This is a genomic window from Rubripirellula amarantea, assembly GCF_007859865.1.
GTDB classification, from domain to species: domain Bacteria; phylum Planctomycetota; class Planctomycetia; order Pirellulales; family Pirellulaceae; genus Rubripirellula; species Rubripirellula amarantea.
Map to the genome: position 1 here is coordinate 109,766 of NZ_SJPI01000001.1, position 20,894 is coordinate 130,659.

General features: G+C 53.6%; 15 protein-coding genes. 10 read left to right on the forward strand and 5 right to left on the reverse strand.

What is annotated here, in order from left to right:
• Positions 1-99 precede the first annotated feature (99 nt).
• Positions 100-1,611, reverse strand: a complete 1,512-nt coding sequence (locus Pla22_RS00505) for a hypothetical protein (RefSeq protein WP_146512848.1) — start codon at positions 1,609-1,611, stop codon at positions 100-102.
• Positions 1,608-2,933 (reverse strand): hypothetical protein, encoded by a 1,326-nt coding sequence (locus Pla22_RS00510; protein ID WP_146512849.1) that lies wholly within the window; start codon positions 2,931-2,933, stop codon positions 1,608-1,610. The genes Pla22_RS00505 and Pla22_RS00510 overlap by 4 nt, the downstream gene beginning before the upstream one ends.
• A gap of 493 nt (positions 2,934-3,426) precedes the next feature.
• On the opposite strand from Pla22_RS00510, the gene Pla22_RS00515 reads away from it, so the two are divergent.
• From Pla22_RS00515 to Pla22_RS00550, 8 genes are all read left to right on the forward strand, one after another.
• Positions 3,427-6,426 carry a tetratricopeptide repeat protein gene (locus tag Pla22_RS00515; RefSeq protein ID WP_146512850.1) on the forward strand — a complete coding sequence of 1,000 codons (3,000 nt, stop codon included), beginning with the start codon at positions 3,427-3,429 and terminating at the stop codon, positions 6,424-6,426.
• A gap of 163 nt (positions 6,427-6,589) precedes the next feature.
• Positions 6,590-7,621 carry a tetratricopeptide repeat protein gene (locus Pla22_RS00520; RefSeq protein ID WP_146512851.1) on the forward strand — a complete coding sequence of 344 codons (1,032 nt, stop codon included), beginning with the start codon at positions 6,590-6,592 and terminating at the stop codon, positions 7,619-7,621.
• Between the two features lie 180 nt (positions 7,622-7,801).
• Positions 7,802-8,662 carry a MotA/TolQ/ExbB proton channel family protein gene (locus tag Pla22_RS00525; protein ID WP_146512852.1) on the forward strand — a complete coding sequence of 287 codons (861 nt, stop codon included), beginning with the start codon at positions 7,802-7,804 and terminating at the stop codon, positions 8,660-8,662.
• 136 nt (positions 8,663-8,798) lie between these two features.
• On the forward strand, positions 8,799-9,236 hold the full coding sequence (locus Pla22_RS00530) for an ExbD/TolR family protein (protein ID WP_146512853.1): 438 nt from the start codon (positions 8,799-8,801) through the stop codon (positions 9,234-9,236).
• Positions 9,233-9,709 (forward strand): ExbD/TolR family protein, encoded by a 477-nt coding sequence (locus tag Pla22_RS00535; RefSeq protein ID WP_146512854.1) that lies wholly within the window; start codon positions 9,233-9,235, stop codon positions 9,707-9,709. Before Pla22_RS00530 ends, Pla22_RS00535 begins: the two co-directional genes overlap by 4 nt.
• Positions 9,675-10,376 carry an anthranilate synthase component II gene (locus Pla22_RS00540; RefSeq protein WP_242631709.1) on the forward strand — a complete coding sequence of 234 codons (702 nt, stop codon included), beginning with the start codon at positions 9,675-9,677 and terminating at the stop codon, positions 10,374-10,376. The genes Pla22_RS00535 and Pla22_RS00540 overlap by 35 nt, the downstream gene beginning before the upstream one ends.
• Positions 10,373-10,960, forward strand: coding sequence for a DUF447 domain-containing protein (locus Pla22_RS00545; protein ID WP_146512855.1), 588 nt, complete (start codon positions 10,373-10,375; stop codon positions 10,958-10,960). The genes Pla22_RS00540 and Pla22_RS00545 overlap by 4 nt, the downstream gene beginning before the upstream one ends.
• A complete protein-coding gene (locus Pla22_RS00550) occupies positions 10,929-11,891 on the forward strand; it encodes a GHMP family kinase ATP-binding protein (protein WP_165440453.1) in 963 nt (320 codons plus the stop codon). Before Pla22_RS00545 ends, Pla22_RS00550 begins: the two co-directional genes overlap by 32 nt.
• Here the strand turns inward: Pla22_RS00550 and Pla22_RS00555 are convergent.
• Complete coding sequence (locus Pla22_RS00555; RefSeq protein WP_146515140.1) at positions 11,869-13,434, reverse strand: permease; 1,566 nt, start codon at positions 13,432-13,434, stop codon at positions 11,869-11,871. The two genes, Pla22_RS00550 and Pla22_RS00555, sit on opposite strands and share 23 nt — an antisense overlap.
• Positions 13,435-13,845: 411 nt before the next feature.
• Here Pla22_RS00555 and Pla22_RS00560 point away from each other — a divergent pair, with 411 nt between their 5' ends.
• Together Pla22_RS00560 and Pla22_RS00565 are read left to right on the forward strand one after the other, a co-directional pair.
• Positions 13,846-14,490 carry an RNA polymerase sigma factor gene (locus Pla22_RS00560; protein WP_146512857.1) on the forward strand — a complete coding sequence of 215 codons (645 nt, stop codon included), beginning with the start codon at positions 13,846-13,848 and terminating at the stop codon, positions 14,488-14,490.
• 248 nt (positions 14,491-14,738) lie between these two features.
• The gene (locus tag Pla22_RS00565) at positions 14,739-15,908 is read left to right on the forward strand and encodes an anti-sigma factor family protein (RefSeq protein ID WP_146512858.1); all 1,170 of its coding nucleotides are present in this window, start codon (positions 14,739-14,741) and stop codon (positions 15,906-15,908) included.
• A gap of 46 nt (positions 15,909-15,954) precedes the next feature.
• Here Pla22_RS00565 and Pla22_RS00570 read toward each other — a convergent pair whose 3' ends face one another.
• Positions 15,955-18,339 carry a GMC family oxidoreductase N-terminal domain-containing protein gene (locus Pla22_RS00570; protein WP_146512859.1) on the reverse strand — a complete coding sequence of 795 codons (2,385 nt, stop codon included), beginning with the start codon at positions 18,337-18,339 and terminating at the stop codon, positions 15,955-15,957.
• Between the two features lie 100 nt (positions 18,340-18,439).
• Positions 18,440-20,764, reverse strand: coding sequence for a cytochrome C (locus Pla22_RS00575; RefSeq protein ID WP_242631710.1), 2,325 nt, complete (start codon positions 20,762-20,764; stop codon positions 18,440-18,442).
• Between the last annotated feature and the right edge of the window lie 130 nt (positions 20,765-20,894).

The following is a 20,894-nucleotide window of genomic DNA, read 5'->3' on the forward strand; positions in this document are numbered from 1 at the left end:
ATCTCTTGGAAGCGACAGAACCTGAGCGGCTCTTGGCTAGGCAACCAGCGAGATGACTTACCACAGGTGACCTTACGAGAACGACTGCAACATAGCGTCTCAGGAATCAGGAATGTCAATCGTCTTGCTCGATTGTTCTCGTCGCTTGTTGCGAACTTCACGATCCTCGGCCGCAGTAAATCGGCTCCAGACCCAAATGGCAACGATCCCTAAAGCGATTGCAGCAGCAGCGAGCCAGCCAATCAATCGAACGCCAACAGGATCAGCAGTCGTTGGTTCCAGGTTCTCAATTTGGGCCACCACCACAAGCGGGCCAAATTGCTGGGCGTCGCCGAATTGCTTCATATAGTCGCTGGCGTAGCTCCACAATCGAAAGAAGAAACCATCCACGCGAATTCGCATTGCAACGTCTGAAATGATTGCCCCCGAACCATCCCGCTTCTCCATTTCGCGACGCAAGAACTCAGGTAACTCGGTGGTAACAAGTGAAACCGGATAGCGATTTTCAAATACAGCGGTCTTTCCCGAAACGTCGGTACCGCCCGTTTCGATTTGGATCACCACGTTTCCCAAATCGCCGAACGCGTCAATTTGATAATAGTGATCCGAGCCGATTTCATTGCGACGTGCAGGACTCTCGACTGCGACTCGCGTTATCTGGACCGATTCCAATTCCATCGAAACGTATTCGCCCACGTTCTCTCGTGATCGCTGCAAAAGCTCAATCGGCGCCACTGCGGTGGGCTTCGGAAAACCTTGGCCGGCTTTCTTACTGGTAATGGCGAGCAGCCCGTAAAACGCATCGCTGTCCTGCGGAACTAAATCTTTCCGATCCCGCGAGGCAAGTTCCGGTAACAGGCTGATGTCAAAGTCTTGATTAGCCAACCATTGCCAACTCGATGACGACGCTTGACTGGGGAACCATCGCATCGATGGTGCCGCAATCGCCCATGGCGACTGAGACGTCAATGTCATTCCGACGAACGAAACTCGATCGCCCGCGACGGCTTCACGGGGCAGGGGAGCACAAAACACTTGCACCCGCTGCCCAGTGGTGTGGTCCTGCGTTTCGGCGTTCGTTGGTTCTCCCGCACTTGCTTCACTCGGCACGGATTCCACCGACACCAAAATCGCCGACAGGGATTCAAAGCCAAGCAGTTCGTGAAGCGATTGAGGGATCTCAAACGTCTGAGTGCTCTCGATGACCCCATCACTGCGTAAGAGGTCGCCGATGCTTGAATCCGAGAGCGTCTTGGTGGCGCGTGAGGACAAAGTTTCTTCGTTAATCTTCTGCAGCTTGTAGATCAACTTTGCCAGTTCCGCACCGTCATCCTGCTGCATGTTTAGGAACGAATCTTCAACTCGACTTAAGTCAAACCCCGCCACTAAGTTGAGCCCCGAATGTTCGGATGCTGGTTGGTCGCTTGCAAGTTGCCCAGATGCTAGTTGCCCGGATGCTGGTTGCCCGGATGCTGGTTGCCCGGATGCTGGTTGCTCAGTTGCTGGTTGCCCAGTTGCTGGTTGGCCGAGTGCGGGCGACGGCACATGAATCAACGCTATCGAAAACAACAGCGTCAGCAAAACAGGTTGGCAGTTTCGATGACCTATCATGACTCATTCGTTTCCATAGAGGACAGATCAACCGGTGATACCCGGTGTCGGTTGCGAAGGCTGCGTGTGCGAACAGCCAGCACATGAGTTCGCCACATGATGACGCCCGCCAATATCACTCCTACCGCAAACGCGATCGCCAACACCAATCCCGCGCTGACGCTGCTCGGCTGAGTCGAAGATCGACCGACTAACTCGTCATCGACATTCGTTACATGAACTGGCAACCTGCCCACGATCACGGGTGCAAGATCGGCGCCTAATGTTGAACGATAGGCAAGCCGTTTCAAGAAATGGCCCTGAATCGAAACGGCTGGCCCCGCTTCGAGTATGGCGTCAGACGAGATGCGTGCAATGTCGGCGGGTACATCACCGACGATCGCAACGATCGGACGATCCGCACCATCGTCGGGACGAATCCACAATTGCCAATACTCGGGCAAGCCATCCGACGCAACGATCCTCTCACTGCGTGCCACTCGACCACTGACAACAACTACTCGACCAAGAAAGACAACTGGCTGCTGCAACAGCGGCAAAACGCCTACCGAGACCGCTGACTGCCCACCTCGAAGCGGCTGATTTCGCTTCCACTGAGCCAGACGCAATCGGATCGCGTCACGGTCGGATGATCGCCACACGCTGCCATCGACTACGCGTTGCTGAGCAGCGTCCGCGATCGCCTCGCGAAGCACATCGAGTCGCGTCAGATCATCGGCGGCAAAAGCCGAAAGAGCATTTTCGCCTCCGATTCGACCAATCGTTTGCTGCCACCTGGCAGTTGTTTTCCCTTCGTCATTTGCGTCGTCTGCATCATTATCTGAGTCGTCTTGAACGCTGGAAGTAGAAGCAACGACTTGATCGAACGAAGCCAACGCATCGGCAAGACTTATTGAAGCCAATGGCGGTTGCGAATCCGTTTGACCTTTTTGAAGTCCAGTCAGCCATATCCCCCAAACCACTTGATCCTTCGGTGACATTTGTCCTGTGATGGCGTCCGCCATTTCACGGTCGCGTTTCGAAGCCCCCACCTGCTTGTCTCGCTGCGCCGCCACACCTTTGCCTGAAGCCGCGTCCTCGCCTAAAACGGAAGTTTGATCGAAGCGTCGTAGTGTTTCCTGGTTTGGCTCGAAACCAGACTTATCGGGCGAGCCAAAGAAAGGGCGATAGATCGCTTCTCGTGATGCAGCGTTCATCACGACAAAGACAAGAACCAGAGCCAAGCACATTCGAACAATGCGGCGATAAGCATCAACGGGCCTCGGACGCTTGGTCCCGCGTCGATACAGGTTGTCGTCGTTGAGTTGTGACGGAATTCGCATGTCAGGTTCGCGACGGTGTCAATCTTAAGCCAGCTCGCCGTCAGGCGGTTTGCTAACGAAAGAGTTTGATTGGCCCACGGCGTGGGAGTGATGGATAAAGAAAATAAGATCAGCGAAATAGACGCAGAGTCTACGCTAGTGGGTGGGACCTTGGTTGAACGTGACTGCCTGGACTCGTAATTTAGGGACAAGACAGCCCGAATCTAAACGACGAAGCGTCCCGGAAGGTTCGATCTCGGTTACCATAGAAAAATCGCATGTCGACGTTGTTCGTTGCCAATGTCGGTTCGTTGCCGATCCCCAGTTCGTCCAGAGCGGCATGTTGAACTAAAATGTTGTTAGTCAAAATGTTCACGACTTTGGCTATATGCAGTTTAGCGGAAAAGCGTCCCCAAAACGATTCGAGACGATTGGGTAGTTTCGGCAACTTTGGCCCCTCGAATGAACACCGCCTGCGTTCCCTTTCACGCACACACTTTCCTGACGAGAACTGATGCGAACTCACCTTTCTTCACCGCGTCCGCAGGCCCTGCTCGCATGGAGCTTCGTCACGATCGGAACTCTGCTTAACGCACACGCTGGTGGCGAACCGGCGGAAGATTTCGTCAAACGATTGCGAGCGGCCAACTACTACGACACCGCAATCGCTTATCTCGATCGACTCGACGAATTCCCGGGGGTCGATTTCGAGTACCTCAAGGCGCGTGAACTCGAACGCTCGCAAACGTTCATTGACGCCGCATTCGCATCCCGCAGCACGACGGATCGAGACGAATACTTCCAGAAGGCCGAAGACTCGCTGAAGAAGTTTTTGGCAGAGGGAGACAGCCCTCGTCAGTCCGAAGCCCGGCTTCAACTGGGCAAAATTCAAATGATTCGGGCCGCTCAGTTGATGATTGGCGAACCCGATGATCAGAAACGCGCGTTGGCAAGGGAATCCTACGAAGGAGCGGCCGCCACCTTCGAACAAATCGTCGAATCGTTGCGTGCGAAGCTAAAAGAAATGCGGGGTGCCAAAATTGACGCCCAGTCGAATCCGGAAGAGGCGGCACGCCGCGATCAGTACAAGGGCGAGTTCCTTGAAGCGATGATGAACTCGGGGGAAGCGTTAATCTATGCCGCAAAGACCTATCCCGATCCAGGTAAGCAAGCCAAGGCCCAACTCGAAAAAGCACTGGTAAGCTTCACGGACCTGAGCGAAAAATACAGCGACTATGTCCAAGGCGCAATCGCACTACTGCGACGTGGACAAATTCAAGAGATGCTTGGCCAACCCGCCCCGGCTTTGGAAAGCTACATGCGAATGCTCGACACCGTCGACGCACCGCAACTGCGTGAAGCAAAATTCGGAGCGACTAGCGGTATGGTTCGATTATCGATGAGCCAATCGCCACCGGCCTACGACGAAGCTATCACCCGTGGCGAGCAGATGCTTAAGACTGCCCGCCCAGATGAAAGACGCCTTCCTGGGTTTGCGGAGCTACAGGTCGACTTGGCAAAGGCTTTCCTCGCGAAATCCAAAGACGAAGCGAACTTAAAAGGCCCCGAACGCAAAAAAGCCGAAAGCGAAGGTCGGCAATTGCTGGTCGCAGCATCCAAAGTTGCCGGTGATCATTTGGAAACAGCAACCAAGCTGCTTTCCGATTTAGGCATCGACAAGTTGGCGGACGAAAAGCAGCTCCCCACGGCCGAACCGCCAAAAGACTTCGAGGACGCTTTGGAGAAGTCTTTGCAGATCTACCGAGCCTCCGAAGCATTGATCGCGTCCATTGATGCCGAACAAGACCCCGGTCAAAAGGAGTCGCTGCAAGATCAACTCGAAGAAACGCAGTCCATCGGCATCCAAATTTTGCGTCAGGGATTGACGATGATTAGCGTGAAAAGTGATGCCAACCTCGTCAATCAAGCGAGGCAGATCCTAACGCTATTTCTGTATCGCGAAGGGCGATACCGCGAAGCGTCAGTGGTGGGAATGTTTCTCGCTAAGAATGCTCCGAGCTCGGAAACCGGACTCAATGGCGGAGTCATCTCGCTTAACGCTTTGCAGATGCTTCTGAGAGACGACGACGACAATGAATTCCTCGTTTCCACCATATCATCGTTCGGTGATTACCTTTCGAAGACTTGGCCAGACGATCCTCAGGCGGCCAACGCGAAAGAAATCCGCGTCAAACTGGCGTTGAAAGGTGAACGCTGGGACGAAGCCCGCGAGCTGATTTTAGAAATGGACAGCGGGCCTGCTCAGGCGAGCCTTCGACGATTGCTTGGCCAATATCTTTGGGCCGACGCGATTGGAAAACTGCAAGCTGGTGAAAATGACGCCGCAACGAACTTGATGCAGCAAGCTCGTGACGACTTGAAGGCGGGACTCGATGACGTCGCCGAAGGATTGGCGGATGAACGAGTCATGAGCGCTGGACTTACTCTCGCAAAAATTCACTTACGACTCGACGAATCTACCGAAGCCGAAGCGGCGCTTTCGAATTCGAAATACGGTCCGCTTACCTTGATCAGCAAGCTCGGCAATTCCGACGACTCATTCGCAAGTGATTTGTACGGCACTGAACTACAAGTCGTAGTCCAGCTCATGACGTCCGATGGCGCCAATTTGGACAACTTGCTCAAGCGAGCTGGCGGGACCATGGATAACCTTCGCGATAGCGTGAAAGGGGAAGACGCGTCTAAGAAACTCGAGGGCATCTACCTGCGGTTAGCCCGAAGCATCCGCGAGCAACTCGACACGGCCGCACCAGCGAAAAAGGCAAAGCTAATCAAAGCATTCCGAGTCTTCTTGGAACAAGTCGCGGGAACTACCCAGGACAACGCGACGTTGCTTTGGATCGGCCAAACGCTCATGCAACTGGGTGAATCGACGATGAATCCGGGCGAAACGAAGGCGATCGGTAATGCTGCAGAACTCATGACGGCAGCTCTCAGCACGTTCGAAAAAATTAGTGGCGAAGAAAAGTCATCACCGTCGGTGATCTTTCAAATGGGGCGAGCGCAACGCTTGCTAGGGCAATACTCGGCTTCGATCAATTCATTTGAAGGATTGCTGAAGACCATGCCAACGATGATTGATGCACAAATCGAAGCAGCGACTGCTTACGAACAATGGGCGGCAACGCTGCCACCCAAGTTCGCTCCCAAGTCGTATGCGAAAGCTCTCAACGGAGCCAAACCCGATGCCAAGGGCAACAATGTGATTTGGGGCTGGGGAAAGATCAGCAAACAGACCATGGGGAACGAGAAATTCCGAGACACGTTCTTCGACGCTCGGTATCACTTGGCACTTTGCCGGTTCCTTTGGGGGAAAGCTTTAAAAAATAACGACATCATCAAGAAATCTTCCGGTGACATCACCATGGTTGCCGCGTTGTACCCTGACCTTGGGGGGAACGAACAGCGCGCGAAGTTTGATGCCCTGCTGAAACAGATCCAACAGGCCAGTGGTGAACCAGCCAAGGGTCTCGATGCCCAGAAGAAAAACTAGTGTTCCCGGTGCAAGCGGTTCATTCAATGTCGGTCGATACATTATGATTTGAATGTATCTGGTTTAGTGCGTTGTCGACTATGGATGTCACCGGGTTGTCGCCGGCTAACGCTGAACCGTTCCACCAATCGAAGCCTCTCTTCTCTCCATTTCTGCTGCATTCATGAATCGTCCTTTCCCGATCGCCCTGTTTGGTTCGTTCGTTGTTTTCGCGATTGGCTTCTCGGGTGTGGCTTCCGGTCAACAAGATCGCCTTTACGACACGTCTGGGAAGAACATTGCTGGCACGGTGACTCAGATCAGCGCCAAGGGTGTGCAGATCAAAAAGGGCAGCAACGCCCAGAACTTCATGGCCAGCGACGTCGAAAAAATCTTGTTCGACGGCGATCCGTCTGGCTTGACCAAAGGCCGAGAGTTTGCCTTGGACGGCCAATACGAACAGGCCCTCGAGCAACTCAAGACAGTCGACCTGGACAAGATCAAACGAGACGCAATCGAAGCGGATTACATGTTCTACACCGCTATGTCGCAGGCCAAACTGGCATTAGCTGGCAAGGGGCCCAAGGATGCCGCGGCAAAGATGATGCTTAGCTTTGCGAAGAAACATAGCCAGTCCTATCACTTCTTTGACGCTGCCAAATTGCTTGGCGACTTAGCCTTGGCCTTGGGCGATCCCCAAACCGCGTTGCGATACTACGGTTCACTCTCGAAGGCTCCATCACCTGATACGAAGATTGAATCTCGCTATTTGGCGGGCATGGTGTTTTTAAAATCGGGTGAAAGCGATAAAGCCCTTGAACAGTTCGAGCCCATCATTGGCCTCAACGCACAAACCCCCGCGACGACGCGGTTGCAAATTTTGTCCAAGGCGGGCAAAGCGGTCGCACTTTCTCAAAAAGGTGAATCCTCCGAAGGCTTGGCGTTGGTGAAAACATTGATCACCGAACTTAGTCCGACAGACATTGAAATGGCGGCTCGCGTTTACAACGCTGCGGGCGCTTGCTACGAAGCAAGCGGCGATAATGACGGAGCTGTTTTTGCATACTTGCACACGCACCTGATGTACTCAGCACTTCCCGATGCCCACGCGGAATCACTGCTGAGGTTGATTGAATTGTGGCCCAAAGTAGGAAAGCCTGAGCGAGCGGCCGAGGCACGCCAGGAATTACAACAACGCTATCCGGGTGCCAAGTAGAACAGCCGCTTCACTTTTTCGATGGCGACATGATCACCTTTGGCGGCAACATGATTCCGGATTCCTCGCTAGACTAACCAAATCAAATTACCAAGCGTTTCGAGAAGGGTTGATTCCAACCCTCTAAAACTCGCTTTCGAAGTCTTCTCGTTAAACCATCTCTTGTGGAGAGTCCCGTTGATGTCCATCGCCCGTGGTTCCCTGTTTGACCTGCTACGTGTTGGGATGATCCTAATCGGGTTATTCGTTTGTGTCGGTTCCCCAACGTTGTCGCTTGCTCAAGACGACGCGGCCGCCGAGTTCGCTGACGATCCTGAACCCGCCGCCGTTGCGGACCCGGCCCCCGCTGCCGAGAGCGCGGCCCCGGCGGGTGGAGCCGCACCTGCGACACCAGCCAAAAAGCAGAACTTGCTATCCTGGACGATCGAATCGCTCGGATACGGGTACGTTTTCATCTTCTTGGCTCTGTCGGTCTGTCTGGTTTCGCTGTTCGTGATGAATGTTTTGGCTGCTCGCCGCGATACGCTTTGCCCCCAAGAGCTCGTAGATAGCTTCGAAGAACGACTCAATGAGAAGGATTTCCAGGGGGCATACGACATGGCTCGCACCGATGAGTCCGTGCTAGGCCAAGTACTCTCTGCTGGACTTGCCAAACTCTCACGTGGGTACAACAAGGCCCTTGAAGGCATGCAAGAAGTTGGCGAGGAAGAAAGCATGAAGCTTGAACACCGCCTCTCTTACATGGCATTGATTGGAAACCTGTCACCCATGATCGGATTGTTCGGCACGGTCCAGGGGATGATCTCGTCGTTCCAGGTGATTGCAACCGGCGGATCGACGCCGAAGCCATCGGACTTGGCTGCTGGTATTTCGACGGCTTTGTTCACGACGTTGGTCGGTTTGGCCGTCGCGATTCCCGCAATCGCGGCCTACAACATTCTTCGAAATCGAGTGTCGAGATTACTATTAGAAGTGGGTGTCACGAGTGAAGACTTGATGAGCCGATTCGAAGATGTTCAACCCCAGGGTGCAAAAAAGTAGCAGGTGCTAGGAAATCGTAGCCGGTGCCCCAATACCACCAGGTGCCCCAATACCACCAGGTACCTCGGATTCGAAATCCAAAACAGTGGCACTGTGAAGTGATGCCCACCCCCTTTTCTTTGTTGATTCCAAATTCATGCGCGTCAAAAAAACAAACGTCGATCTAGCTGAAGGCGACCTAACGCCAATGATTGACATGACGTTTCAGTTGATTGCCTTCTTCATGGTGTTGATCAATTTCGCGCAGACCGAATCCAATGACAAGGTAAAGTTGCCCAGCAGCCAATTGGTCAAACCGCCAGAGGCACCGTTGGAGTTCCCAATCATCTTGCACGTTGCCCAAGACGGTGCAATCTATTTGGGCGGGGACGATTACACGCCAGAGACGCTTCGTTTGGGCCTGGGGCAAGAGATCAGTGTGATTAAGGCCGAAGGCAAATCTGTTTCCGACGCCAACGTTGTTATCCGCGCTCATAAAGACGCCGCCGCAGGTGCCGTTCAAGAGGTCATTCGCGTGGCTCAGGAGCAGAAACTCGAAAACTTTGCTCTGCGGGTAAAGGAGGATCGATCATGAAGATTCGAGGCGGTAAAGACAAAGAAAAGAACGAGTTGAACATGACGAGCATGATCGACATCGTTTTCTTGCTACTGATCTTCTTTGTGATGACGTTCAAAATCGTCGAGCAGGAAGGCGACTTCAGCGTGCGAATGCCGCTAGCTGGTGGCGCGGGTGCTGCTGACATCACTGATCTACCGCTCAAATTGCGGTTGCGAGCCGATGGTGATGGAAAACTAACCGGAATGGCACTCAACGAAATTGACCTAGGCGTTGACTTCGACAAACTACGCGGAAACGTTGTCTCGCTGATCGGCTCAACGGCACCAGCGGGCGATGACGGCGATGGTCCCGAACTGGAAATCGACACTGATTATCAACTTCGATATCAATATGTAATTGAGGCAATAACGGCAGTCTCGGGGTACAAAGATGGCGACCAAGTGGTCAAACTGATTGAAAAGATCAAGTTCGCCAAACCCCGACGTTAAAGGCCGGTGGCTGTATACCGCCGCGTTTCCTCAGTTGATTCTTCTACTCGATAATTACGATTCGTTCGTTCACAACCTAGCTCGCTACTTCCGCTGTCTTGGCGTAGCGACCCAGGTCGTTCGCAGCGATCAAATCGATGTCGAGGGATGTCGCCGTTTGAACCCCGACGCCATCGTCATTTCTCCTGGGCCGAAACGGCCCGAAGATGCTGGTTGCAGCATCGATGTGATTCGGCACTTCGACTCGGCGGTTCCAATCCTTGGTGTTTGTTTGGGGCATCAGGCCATCGGGTTAGCAATGGGCGGACGAATCATCGAGGTTCCTCCGATGCACGGGATCGCGAGCTTGGTGACTCACAACACAGAAGGTTTGTTTGCGGGCTGCTCAAACCCAACCCAAGTGGGACGCTACCATTCGCTCGCGATTGATCCGACAAGTGTGCCGGATTGCCTTCAAGTTACCGCAACAAGCGACGACGGGATCATTATGGCCGTGCGGCATCGCCAACGCCCGTTACTTGGAGTTCAATTTCATCCCGAGTCAATTTTGTCGGAAGACGGCGCAAGGTTGTTGGAAAACTTTGCCAACATGAGCCGTTGCCGTGTAACCAACCCCATCGATCTAAACGCGGCAAGACTATCGTTCTCTCGGCAGGAAACCGCATGATATTGGAATCGATCGTTACCAGTTTGAATAACGATGGCGTCGTCAACGTTGCTCCGATGGGTCCGACCGTCGACGAAGCGTTCACCCAAATCACGCTGCGTCCGTTTAAGAGTTCACGGACTTACCAAAATTTGATTCAGCAGCGTAAAGCCGTTGTTCACGTGACCGACAACGTGATGCTGTTCGCAAAAGCCGCCGTGGATGCATTGACTGTTGAAGAGATGCAGTCACTCGTCCAGCCGCTCGAAACAACTGGACTGTTCCGACTACGGGATTGTCACCGCTATTTCGTCGTCGACATTGACACGATTGCAGAAGACAATCTCCGAGCGACATTAAAGTGCCGGATTGTGGATTCGGGTGTAGTTCGTCCATTTTTCGGCTTCAACCGCGCCAAACATGCGGTAATCGAAGCTGCGATTCTGGCAACGCGAACTCATTTGATCGCCGCGGACGAACTCCAAGACCAGCTCTCTCGCCTGCGTCCACTGGTCGACAAAACCGCGGGTTCTGACGAACATGCCGCTTTTGAATTTCTTGTGCAAACCATTAATGAGCGACTTGCCGCCAACCACTGCAACTAAATCGCCTCTGCGTCCTATCCAAATCGTGACTGGTTCAAGGCTTCACTTTGGATTGCTGCGAGCGTCATCGCCCTTTGGGGGAGTCGGTGTGATGATCGATACTCCGCAAACAAAGGTCACCGTGTCGCCGGCTGAATCCTGGAGCATCGACACGCAGTTTTCTTCCCGAGCCGTCCCCATCGCGCAGCGAGTAGCGAGAATTGCCGGATCCAAGGACTTGCCCAATTGTCGAGTTACCGTCCAGAACGACACATCCCGGAAACACCAAGGACTGGGCAGTGGTACCCAACTTAGCCTGTCGATCGCCGAAGGGCTTTGCCAATTTGCCAATCTAGATGTCAGTCAGGAGCAACTCGCCGTTCAAATCGCTGACCGAGGAAAGCGATCCGCAGTCGGTGTGCATGGATACTTCCAAGGCGGCCTGATCCATGAGGAACCGACCGACGGTCGTTCGCTCAATCCAGTGGTAAACCGCATTCCGCTTCCCCCGCAGTGGCGCGTCGCCTTTTATCTGCCCCCGACTCCCAATGATCCCGTTAGCGGAACCATCGAGAGCGATATGTTTGCCAAGTTGCCGGACGCTGACGAGCGACACATTTGCGAGTTGCAAAATTGTTTATCGCAGAATCTGATTCCATCAGCATCTCGCGGTGACTTCGAAGGGTTTACAACCGCCGTGACGACCTACAACCGGTTAAGTGGAATGCTATTCGCCGAAGTCCAAGGCGGTGCCTACAACGGTGAAAACGTTACCACGCTTGTAAAAAAACTACAGCAACATGGTGCTGTAGGAGTGGGGCAAAGCAGTTGGGGGCCAGGAGTGTTTGCGTGGTTTGAATCAGCAGCTTCGTTGACCGATTTCCATCTCGACATCGATTCGGAACTGCGGCCTTCTTTTGTGGCAAGCGTCATGAACCAGGGTCGACACTAGGAACCCATCGCGACCACCCGAAGAGCACCGCTGCCGACGCTAGGTAGGCAAAGAAGAATTCAAAAACAGCAGGGCGATACTCGGCGCTCAGCACAATATCGCCCCATCCTTCGGGCCCTATCGGCAGAAACAACCGACTGCCATCCAGCGGAGAATGCATCGCCCCAACGATCGTAAAAGCAGCAGCCAATAGGAACACTTTGGCCGCGACGTCTAACTTTCGATCGATCGCGGACGCCAGTGCCCACGACCAAAGCAAACTGGTCAGGATGAAGCCACTGCTAAGCATATTGATTGTACTTAGATTCCCCATTAGCAAACCATCCGCAAGCGTAGTGGCCGATAGCCCTGCGTCCCGAAGTGCTTGGTCGTTAAAAATTCGATTGGGGATATTGATGGCTAAGAATGCCAGCGCCGGCAAACAAGCAATCGCCACCGCGGCGTAGTGGCGCCGAGGGGTTGCAATGAAACTTTGCGCCGTGATTTCCAGGCCAACGAAAACCAAAATGGGATACACCGCAGGCGCCGGGATGTAAGCGTTCAAGTAGGCAAAGTACCCGACTAGCCCTGCGGATCCGACTACAAGAGCGGTCGCTAATGTGTAGCCCGCACGGCCTCCCATCGCCTTATAAGCAGGATGTCCGATGTAAGGTGTTGTTTGGATCACGCCGCCAGATAACCCCGCAATCAACGTTGCGAATCCTTCAATGCCGATCACCGTTCGAGTGTCGTACGCGTCGCCCGCCGAAGCAGCACTTTCTGTGCAATCAATGCCTCCAACAACCGTAGCGATCGCAAACGGCATCGCAATGGGGAGGTAAGGCAGCGCATCGCTAAAATGGCTCAGCCAACCAAACTGCCATGCTTCCAGCCATCGTGTGGGAAACCACTCAACGACCAGAGGTTCAGGGAAATGATAGGCATTACCTGGAACAGCACACATCAAGTAGTAAACGGTTCCCGAGACAATTAACGCACCCAAGGTTCCCGGAACGTTGCCCGGCAACGGAACCCTTGCGATCAAGGTCGTTAAAACGATTACGAGTGCGAGCATGCCTGGCAACGGATGTCCCAGGATTTCCGTTAGTGGCAAAAAGCTAATCAGCACGAGCGCGATCGCGGCAAGCGATCCGAGTAACCCGGCACGCGGAATGATGGTTCGCACCCACTCGGTGAATGGCGCGAGTGCAAACTTCAGCAGCCCGGTTAATACAATGCACCAGATTCCAATGTGCCACGTACGGTAGGCAGCTTCGATATCTTCAAGGCCCATTGCCTGGCCTTGCTTGAACGATGCCCCAAGGACGAGTGCGGTGATCCCGAAGGTCGATGGGGTATCTAAGCCCAACGGCATCGCGGTGACTTCCTGATTGCCGGTTTGCTTTGCTAGGCGAAAGGCCAAGTAGAAAAACATCAGGTCGCCGACGAGCACTCCCAAGGCTGTTCCGGGGACCATCGCCGACACCGCAAACTCGATCGGAAAGCCGAATCCAAACGTCAGGATGCCGACCATCAGAATCAGGCCCGCGATGTTATCGAGCATCAATCCAAAGAAGGCATTGATGTCACCCGTCTGACACCAACGGTACGCGCCCGGTTTAAACGAATCCGATGGTTGAGCTGGATTAGCCAAAATGAAACTCGTGTTTGAGGCGTTGGACTAGTCCGCGACGCAGTTGCTTTAGTGGCACCGGCGGTTGTAGCCCTCCTTTCCCCATAGCTCCATACGGCTCTAGTGAGGGGATTGGCATCCATATTTAGCCAAAGACGTTTTGACGAATTGTTAATTTCTGGGATACTGGAAGCTCAGGACACAGGAATTGACTTTAGAGGAAGATAATTCTCCTCTGATACGACTTACGCGTGCGTTTATCTCGCGTTTTTACGCGTCCTAGCTTATCTCTTTCTTTTCAACTCATTTCTAAATTTACTTCCGCTTGCCTCCAAACTTCTCATGAATGCGATCCAAACGGCAGCCTCCACTGCGAATTTGCAAAGCGACCTCAGCGATGAAAGCCTGATGATCCAGTATCGCGAATCTGGTGACCGAGCGATTTATGGGGTTTTGATGAGTCGCTATGAAAGAGAGATCTACAGCTACCTGCGACGCTACATTGGGGACGCGGAATTGGCTGAAGATGCTTTTCAAGGGACCTTTTTGCAGATTCACTTGAAGTGCCAGCAGTTTGATTGCTCTCGCCGGTTCCGCCCTTGGCTTTACGCGATTGCGACGAACCAGGCAATTGACATCCAACGCCGAAATAAACGGCATCGCATGGTCAGCCTCGACCGAACCTCTAAGGGCGAGCAGGATGATCGAAGCGGAAACTGGTCTGAAAAGCTGGTCGGCGATTGCCCAGACCCTCTCGACGTGGCCGCTGAACACGAAGACAGTCGTTGGGTTCACGATTCGGTGGACACGCTCGGCGAATCGCTCAAACAAGTCGTTCACTTGGTCTACTACCAGGGAATGAAGTACCGCGAAGCTGCCGAAACGCTGGGGATTCCTGTCGGAACGGTGAAAAGCCGATTGCACGCTGCAGTGGGCCGATTGGGTCTGATGTGGGAAGAATCGCACGATTCGGGCGATTCTCAATAGCCTTCCGCTCGATCGGACCTGCGACTTTTGGCAGCACGGCCATCAGACGCTTTCTGCTCAAAACGATCGTATGCGTAGCTATAGTGAAGATATTCATATTATTCACTGGGGCTCTTTAGATTCGGATCGCCAATTCGAACCGCCCGCAGAGCTCTCGCGTAAGTATTGGTAGTCATCAATTCCTGATGATATCTACGGCGTGAGTTTTCTCGTCCGTCGACCCATGTGCCATTTGACCCTGTCCAGCCATGCACGAAGATCTTCTCGGATATCTGCTAGGGGCCCTCGAGCCTCATGAGATGGAACGTGTTGAGGCATGGCTGAAGGAGGATGCCGAAGCGAGACGGCAACTGGTTGAAATCGAGCGGTCGCTGCGTAAGCTTGAAGATCACACCGAGCCTATCGAGCCAGCCCCAAGCGATTTGGTCCAGCGAACGCTTGATGCATTGCCACCGATGCCAGTGGCTGACGATACCGCCGACGATGAAGTTCATTCGCTCGACGAATTCTGGTTTGATCCCGATCAAGTCAACCAAACCCCTCAGGGCCACGTGACACCCTCGTCGAACTCTGGGAACTGGTCGGGTGCCGGGAACTCACTGGGCTCGGATAATTCATCTGGTGGGAACTACTCGACGTTCCACCCCATGACGCCCGAGCATCGTGTTCCACGCAACCGGTCGATGCACTGGATCGACGTGGCCGCGTTATCGATGGCGGCGGCGGTTCTGCTGGCACTCTTGATTCCGGCGATCCTTCAAGATCGCTTCGAAGCTCGTCGGGTCGCATGCCACGAACAACTGCGAAACATCGGCGTGGCCATCACTCAATTTGTCGTTCAAAGTGAACAGTCACGCTTGCCTGCGGTCGCCGAGAAAGGTCCCGAAGCATTCGCGGGTGTTTACGCAGTCCGACTGGCCGACGCGGGACTGCTGCCTGATCCTGCGGTCCGATGGTGTCCGTCGCTCGATGCACCTGGAAGTAAGGACTATCGTTTTGCCGAGATCAACGAATTGCCTTCGGTGAATGAACTTCGCGAAGCCCCCGTCGATCAGTTGCGTATGTTTCAGGAATACGCTGGCGGTCACTATGCTTACACGCTCGGTGTGATCGACAAAGATAAGTTTGCTCCACCACGGTTTGAATCTCGCGCCTCGTTCGCGGTCCTTTCGGATGCCCCACTTGCAGGTAACCCAACCGAAGCAAACTTCAGTGAGTCGATTGGACATGGTGGGACAGGAATCAACGTGCTTTACGAAGACGGCCGCGTCGATTTTGTATCGCTTGCTTCGCTTCGCTCGATGCCAGATCACCCGCTGTTTAATCACCATGGTGAAGTCGAAGCCGGTGTCAACGTTGACGACGCCTCGCTCGCCCCAAGTTGGCGTCCTCCGTTTGTCGAAGTTCGCCAGCGATAACTTGTCTTAGTTATCGGTGCTGTACGAGCGAAGTGTGGTTACCGATTCAAGCCGCTTTGTTTTCTGGCAAGGCTGACTTCAATACTTGCTCGCTGGCAAGTGTGCAAAGCGCCTTCACGGTCAATTGCGGATTGATTTCACATCCCTGCGGAAACAACGATGCGTCGGCGATCGTCATGTTCTGAATGGATTCGCCGCAATCCGTTTTCAAGCGGAAGGTCGTCGTGTCAACGACGTCACCCAGACATGCCCCACCTTGCGGGTGCGTGGTTAGCAAGTTGACGAACGCGGGACCTCGCTTGCGGATTTCGCAAAGTGCCCACTCAAAATCGTCCATGTTACGAATCCGAGCTGGATTTCCGTTTCGCATCAGTAGTGACTTCGTCGGCAAGTAAAGCGACACACCGTCATCTGGCTTGGCGGCGGCAAAATAGATCCTCGCCACTCGTCGCATGCCACGCAGCAATAGCTCAAACTCCGCCTGATCAAATTCCAGATGAAAACTGCCGCAGGAATCCACGTAATTGCTACAGCGAACTTCGGTCGGAATCACAATTCCCGACATGGAAAGGTGATTGAACTTCCGCATCACGCAAGCAAATTCTTGGAACCAACCCGTTAACGCAAGTGCTACCGTTCCCGGGAAGTGGAACCAGTTTTCTAGCGCCGGTTCCTCGACCATCTTTCCGTCTTCCTCGATGTAGCGACGGTCTACGAGGAAGCACTGCGTCACGCCTGGCTCGGGCCGCCCGCTGCCGGATGGCCAAATCGGCTTATCATACATCGCATAGAGCGCGGTGCCGATGTTCGCGGTGAGACGTTTGCCAAGCTCACGATTTCGAAGGCCCGCAGTAGCCAAACTCTGGCTTGCCAATCGAGTTGTCGCACCCACACCGGCGGCCACGACATAATGATTGGCGGTGATGGTCGCATTGATTCGGCAGCCACCCTCTTCAACTCGAGTAACGTCGACTCCATCCACCTTTAGTTCACCCGATTCGTCGCGTCGGATGCGGAGTTTGTGAGCGCGAGTTCGATACGAAACATTGGCGGGCGCCGGATTATGCATCGCTTGGGTAAGAAAGCTATTGGCTCCCACAGGAGAATACGGATGAATCCCACCGATGTGATCACCAAAACTGTCGACCGAGTTGTCGCTACCGCAACCGCGGCACTCTTTACGAATTGCGACGGGAAGCGGCTGGCACTCTTCACCAAGTGCTTCGCAACCTTCAGCAAACCGTTGGCTACGATCGCTAGTTTGTGTTTCAGTGACTAACGTGTTAACGCCTAGCTCGTTGCAGATAGATCCCATCAGGTTGCTGAACTGCTCGTAGGGGGTATTCGCAGGCTGACGCTCACCCCACTTTTGATACGCAGATTCAGGGATGGGCAAATGAATCGCATTGTTCACATAAGGGCCACCACCAAACACCTCGGCCTGCGCCACATTGACGGTTTGCTTTGGCGGAATCTTTTTACGTTTGGACGGAATGATCAGTTCTAATTTCGACTTTACATTGCCGAGGCCTCCGGCGATCTGCCCCGCGGCATCTTTGTAAAGTTTGTAAAGCACTTCATCGCTTCGGGGTGGCGACAAACGAAATGACCCATCGGCTTGTGGCGTGCGTTGAATCAGTGCATCAGGGCTGACGAAATCACCGACATCAAGGATCAGCACCTGCAACCCACGAGCGGTGAGTCGGTTGGCCACCGTAGCACCACCAGCACCGCTACCGACGATGACAACGTCATAGTGGGTCGACAAATCAGCCAACGGTGGCGCGGCAACCGTCACTAGATTGTCTGGATTTCCACATTCATCAGACCAACCAAGCCCGATCAACTTTCGCGCGGGCTCACGAGAGTGAATGACTAGTCGTCCCAGCATGGCGATGCCGGCCACCGCCGTGTGCAATAAATGGTCTTCGCACCATTCCATTCGTGGCGGATCACTCTTGCAGCGACGATGTTCACCCTGATTAAGCAGCTTGCGGACGTCGCGACTACAAAGATTGTGCAGCCGATGACCGACGTGTTTGACGCTGTAGACGTCGAGCCACAACAACGCCACGGCAATACCATGCTGTAGACGCTTGGGCAAATGGCTTGCGTAGACAAGAATTTCGCGGGCCACCTCGCAAGCATTGTCGCCCTGGTGGCCGCACCACAGCGTGTCAATTTGAGCTTCAATGATGGCGACGAGCGTCTTGAATCTTTTGTTGTAGACCGGTTCAAGCGGACAATCCGGAATTTTGCGATCGTTGTTACCTAGCCCAAATGGCAATAGGCCTGCAACTGCGGCGGACCGCAATACATCACGACGGCTAAAGATCTCGAAAGATGAAAGGTCCAGCATCCTTGCCAGTTCCAGTCCAAGTTGATTTGCATGCAGCGTTTCGGAATCGCGAAACGCAGTCTCCTCAGGCATCGGCGTTTTCAATTCGCCTTTTCATTCCGATTGATCCGACATCGGTACACCATCGCGAACTTGATACCGATGTACCGAAGCTAACGGTTTTGCAGGCTAGCTACTTTTTTCGCAGGCGACGGCCGTAGCGTCCAAACACGCCAATCGTCAACATCCCTAATACAAAGGCACCACCGACTTGCGCCCATGCGCTGCTAAGCAAGATCTTATTGACCAACGAATCATGTTGACGACTCGTCTTGGGAAGTTGCCCCGTGTATTGCGCAACGTGATGCAGAAAACTGACCGCCAATGATTCTTCAGGGATGCTTTGGTGGCAAGCGATGCAGGTGCCTTCACGAGAAATATGTTCGATTTCTTCTTTGTTGAACGATCGCGACAACTTGAAGTGATGTCCCACGGTAGCGAGTTGATTGCCCTCCTTATCGACAATCTGAGACCAGTCATGGTCCAAATTCTCGATCGCTTCCATTTGAGGTTGAGTTCGCTTTGGCAAAATTTCGCCGTCGATTGTTTCAAGGTCGACTGTGTGCTGTTCATTCCACGGTCGCGTGGATCCGATGCCAAGACCTAGCGCTTTCGCCGATGCATGACATGACTCGCACGTCCTCGCCTCCGTTGTCGTGGTGTGTGGTTGGACGGGACTCATGTCGATTGCCAATTGCCCTTCGTCGCCACCTCCTTCGACGCCCGCTTCCGTTTTAAAGATATGGTTCAGCAGGATTGGCTTGCCGTCTTGGCCAATGATCGTCACGGAAGGCTGACACCCTGGTGCGAGCGGTGTGACTCGGCCTTCGCCGTTGACCCCTAGCATCGGTTCTTCCCAACGAAGATACGAACGCTGTTCGCTAATCTTACCCGGAATGATTGTGTCATAGTCGGATTCACCGCGGTCGGCAGCGTGTTCGGGTTCCATGTGTTTGCGACCGGCTGCGACCCAGTCAAAGTTCTCTTTTGAGTCTTGGCATTCAGGGCACTTGTCTTTCTGCGAATAATCAATTTTGACATGGCAGCCATAGCACTGCGGAGTCCAGGATGCATGGCACGTGTAGCACTCCATGCGATCGAGGTGCTTGGTAACTCCTTTCATGGACACCACGCCGCGTTGGCTTACTTCGCCCTCTTCGATGAGCGTTTTCAGTGGCTTCATTCGAATGTCTTTGCCAGCGGCGGTGTGAACAATGATTTCATTTCCATCGCGAACCACATTTTCGTAGGGATTCCCACGAGCCGTGATAAGAAATCCATCTTTGGGATCGTAAGCCGTGCCTTGGCTAACGTGAGGCAACCCAATTTTCGTGGTTCCTCGAGGACTTCCTTTGGCGGGCTCCATCTCGAACTCGTCCATGAAACCGAGCGGCAGATCCCAAGGGTAGACATCCGGAGTGCCATGGCAATCCGAACACTCAATTGCAACCGCCGCCAAATTGGCGGCAGCTAGAAACCCATCGCCATGAATGCCTGTTGACGTGTGACAATCCTGGCATGTCATCCCAAGTTGATAGTGAACGTCCTGCTCCATCGCGATGTAGTGCTTGGTATGGAGTGCAGGTTGATTTCCACCATCGGCTGCGAAGGGAGAAACGTAGGGCGATTCCATTAAGCCTTGAAATGACACACCGATACGTTTACCGCGGTCATGGCACGTTGTACAAGTCTCGACGGGAATGCCCGAATACGTTTTGTCGTGAACGGTGACTTTGGCTTCGCGGGTACCCTGCAGCGAGTGGACAAGCATGTGTCCAGTTTCATCCTTTGGCACACTTGCATCAGCACCTTCGTAGAAACCCTCATTGCTATAAGGAGCGTGACACGACGAGCATCCCATACCGCGAAAGTCACCTCGCGCTTGCCTCCCCTTCACAGCATGATGACAGCGTTGACACTCCTGCCGAATGTAAGTGAAAGCCGCCTTCGTGGGATCATCATGCAATTGATCCAACTCATCTTTGGTCAATGCGTCGGGCAGGGCTTCGTGCTTAGAAACAAAGACATCAGGTTCAATTTCAGTAAGCCGTTCCATATAGGCGCGATACTGATCATTCCCTAAACGAGATTTAGGATCACTCGGATTCTCGACCGCGTAGTTGGCCCACTTATGGTTGTACCCGGTGAGTGATCCAAACGCCCAACAGACACCTTGAATTTTCCCGGCCTCGGTCATCATCAAACTTTGCCACTGCACGCGTACCTGATCTTGGTGGCACTTGCCGCATGTATTTTCGTTGATCCAAGGACTACCAGGATCCGCATAAAAGTTGTCCCCACCATGAGCCTTGTCTTTATCCTCACGCTCGGTGGGATCGCCGTTATGACAAACAACGCACCCCGCTGGATCACCCATGGTAGGTCCCATCACCATGATCTGCTTCATCATTTCCGAGTCCGCCTCGCGGATCAGTTCGATGTCCGCGTGGCAAGCCATGCAACCGCTTTGGCTGCTTCGGGAAAATGATCGACAAGTTTGTCAGCGGCGTTAGAAACAACCGGGCAAAGCAGACACGCCATTAAGACTAAAGCCTTGGCGAATCGCGAGATGGAAGAGCAGTGCATGA

Bases quoted from the DNA above. Each gene is read 5' to 3' on its own strand.
- Pla22_RS00505 (WP_146512848.1), bottom strand. From the start codon at position 1,611: ATGATAGGTCATCGAAACTGCCAACCTGTTTTGCTGACGCTGTTGTTT.
- Pla22_RS00510 (WP_146512849.1), bottom strand. From the start codon at position 2,933: ATGCGAATTCCGTCACAACTCAACGACGACAACCTGTATCGACGCGGG.
- Pla22_RS00515 (WP_146512850.1), top strand. From the start codon at position 3,427: ATGCGAACTCACCTTTCTTCACCGCGTCCGCAGGCCCTGCTCGCATGG.
- Pla22_RS00520 (WP_146512851.1), top strand. From the start codon at position 6,590: ATGAATCGTCCTTTCCCGATCGCCCTGTTTGGTTCGTTCGTTGTTTTC.
- Pla22_RS00525 (WP_146512852.1), top strand. From the start codon at position 7,802: ATGTCCATCGCCCGTGGTTCCCTGTTTGACCTGCTACGTGTTGGGATG.
- Pla22_RS00530 (WP_146512853.1), top strand. From the start codon at position 8,799: ATGCGCGTCAAAAAAACAAACGTCGATCTAGCTGAAGGCGACCTAACG.
- Pla22_RS00535 (WP_146512854.1), top strand. From the start codon at position 9,233: ATGAAGATTCGAGGCGGTAAAGACAAAGAAAAGAACGAGTTGAACATG.
- Pla22_RS00545 (WP_146512855.1), top strand. From the start codon at position 10,373: ATGATATTGGAATCGATCGTTACCAGTTTGAATAACGATGGCGTCGTC.
- Pla22_RS00550 (WP_165440453.1), top strand. From the start codon at position 10,929: ATGAGCGACTTGCCGCCAACCACTGCAACTAAATCGCCTCTGCGTCCT.
- Pla22_RS00555 (WP_146515140.1), bottom strand. From the start codon at position 13,434: ATGCTCGATAACATCGCGGGCCTGATTCTGATGGTCGGCATCCTGACG.
- Pla22_RS00560 (WP_146512857.1), top strand. From the start codon at position 13,846: ATGAATGCGATCCAAACGGCAGCCTCCACTGCGAATTTGCAAAGCGAC.
- Pla22_RS00565 (WP_146512858.1), top strand. From the start codon at position 14,739: ATGCACGAAGATCTTCTCGGATATCTGCTAGGGGCCCTCGAGCCTCAT.
- Pla22_RS00570 (WP_146512859.1), bottom strand. From the start codon at position 18,339: ATGCCTGAGGAGACTGCGTTTCGCGATTCCGAAACGCTGCATGCAAAT.
- Pla22_RS00575 (WP_242631710.1), bottom strand. From the start codon at position 20,764: ATGGCTTGCCACGCGGACATCGAACTGATCCGCGAGGCGGACTCGGAA.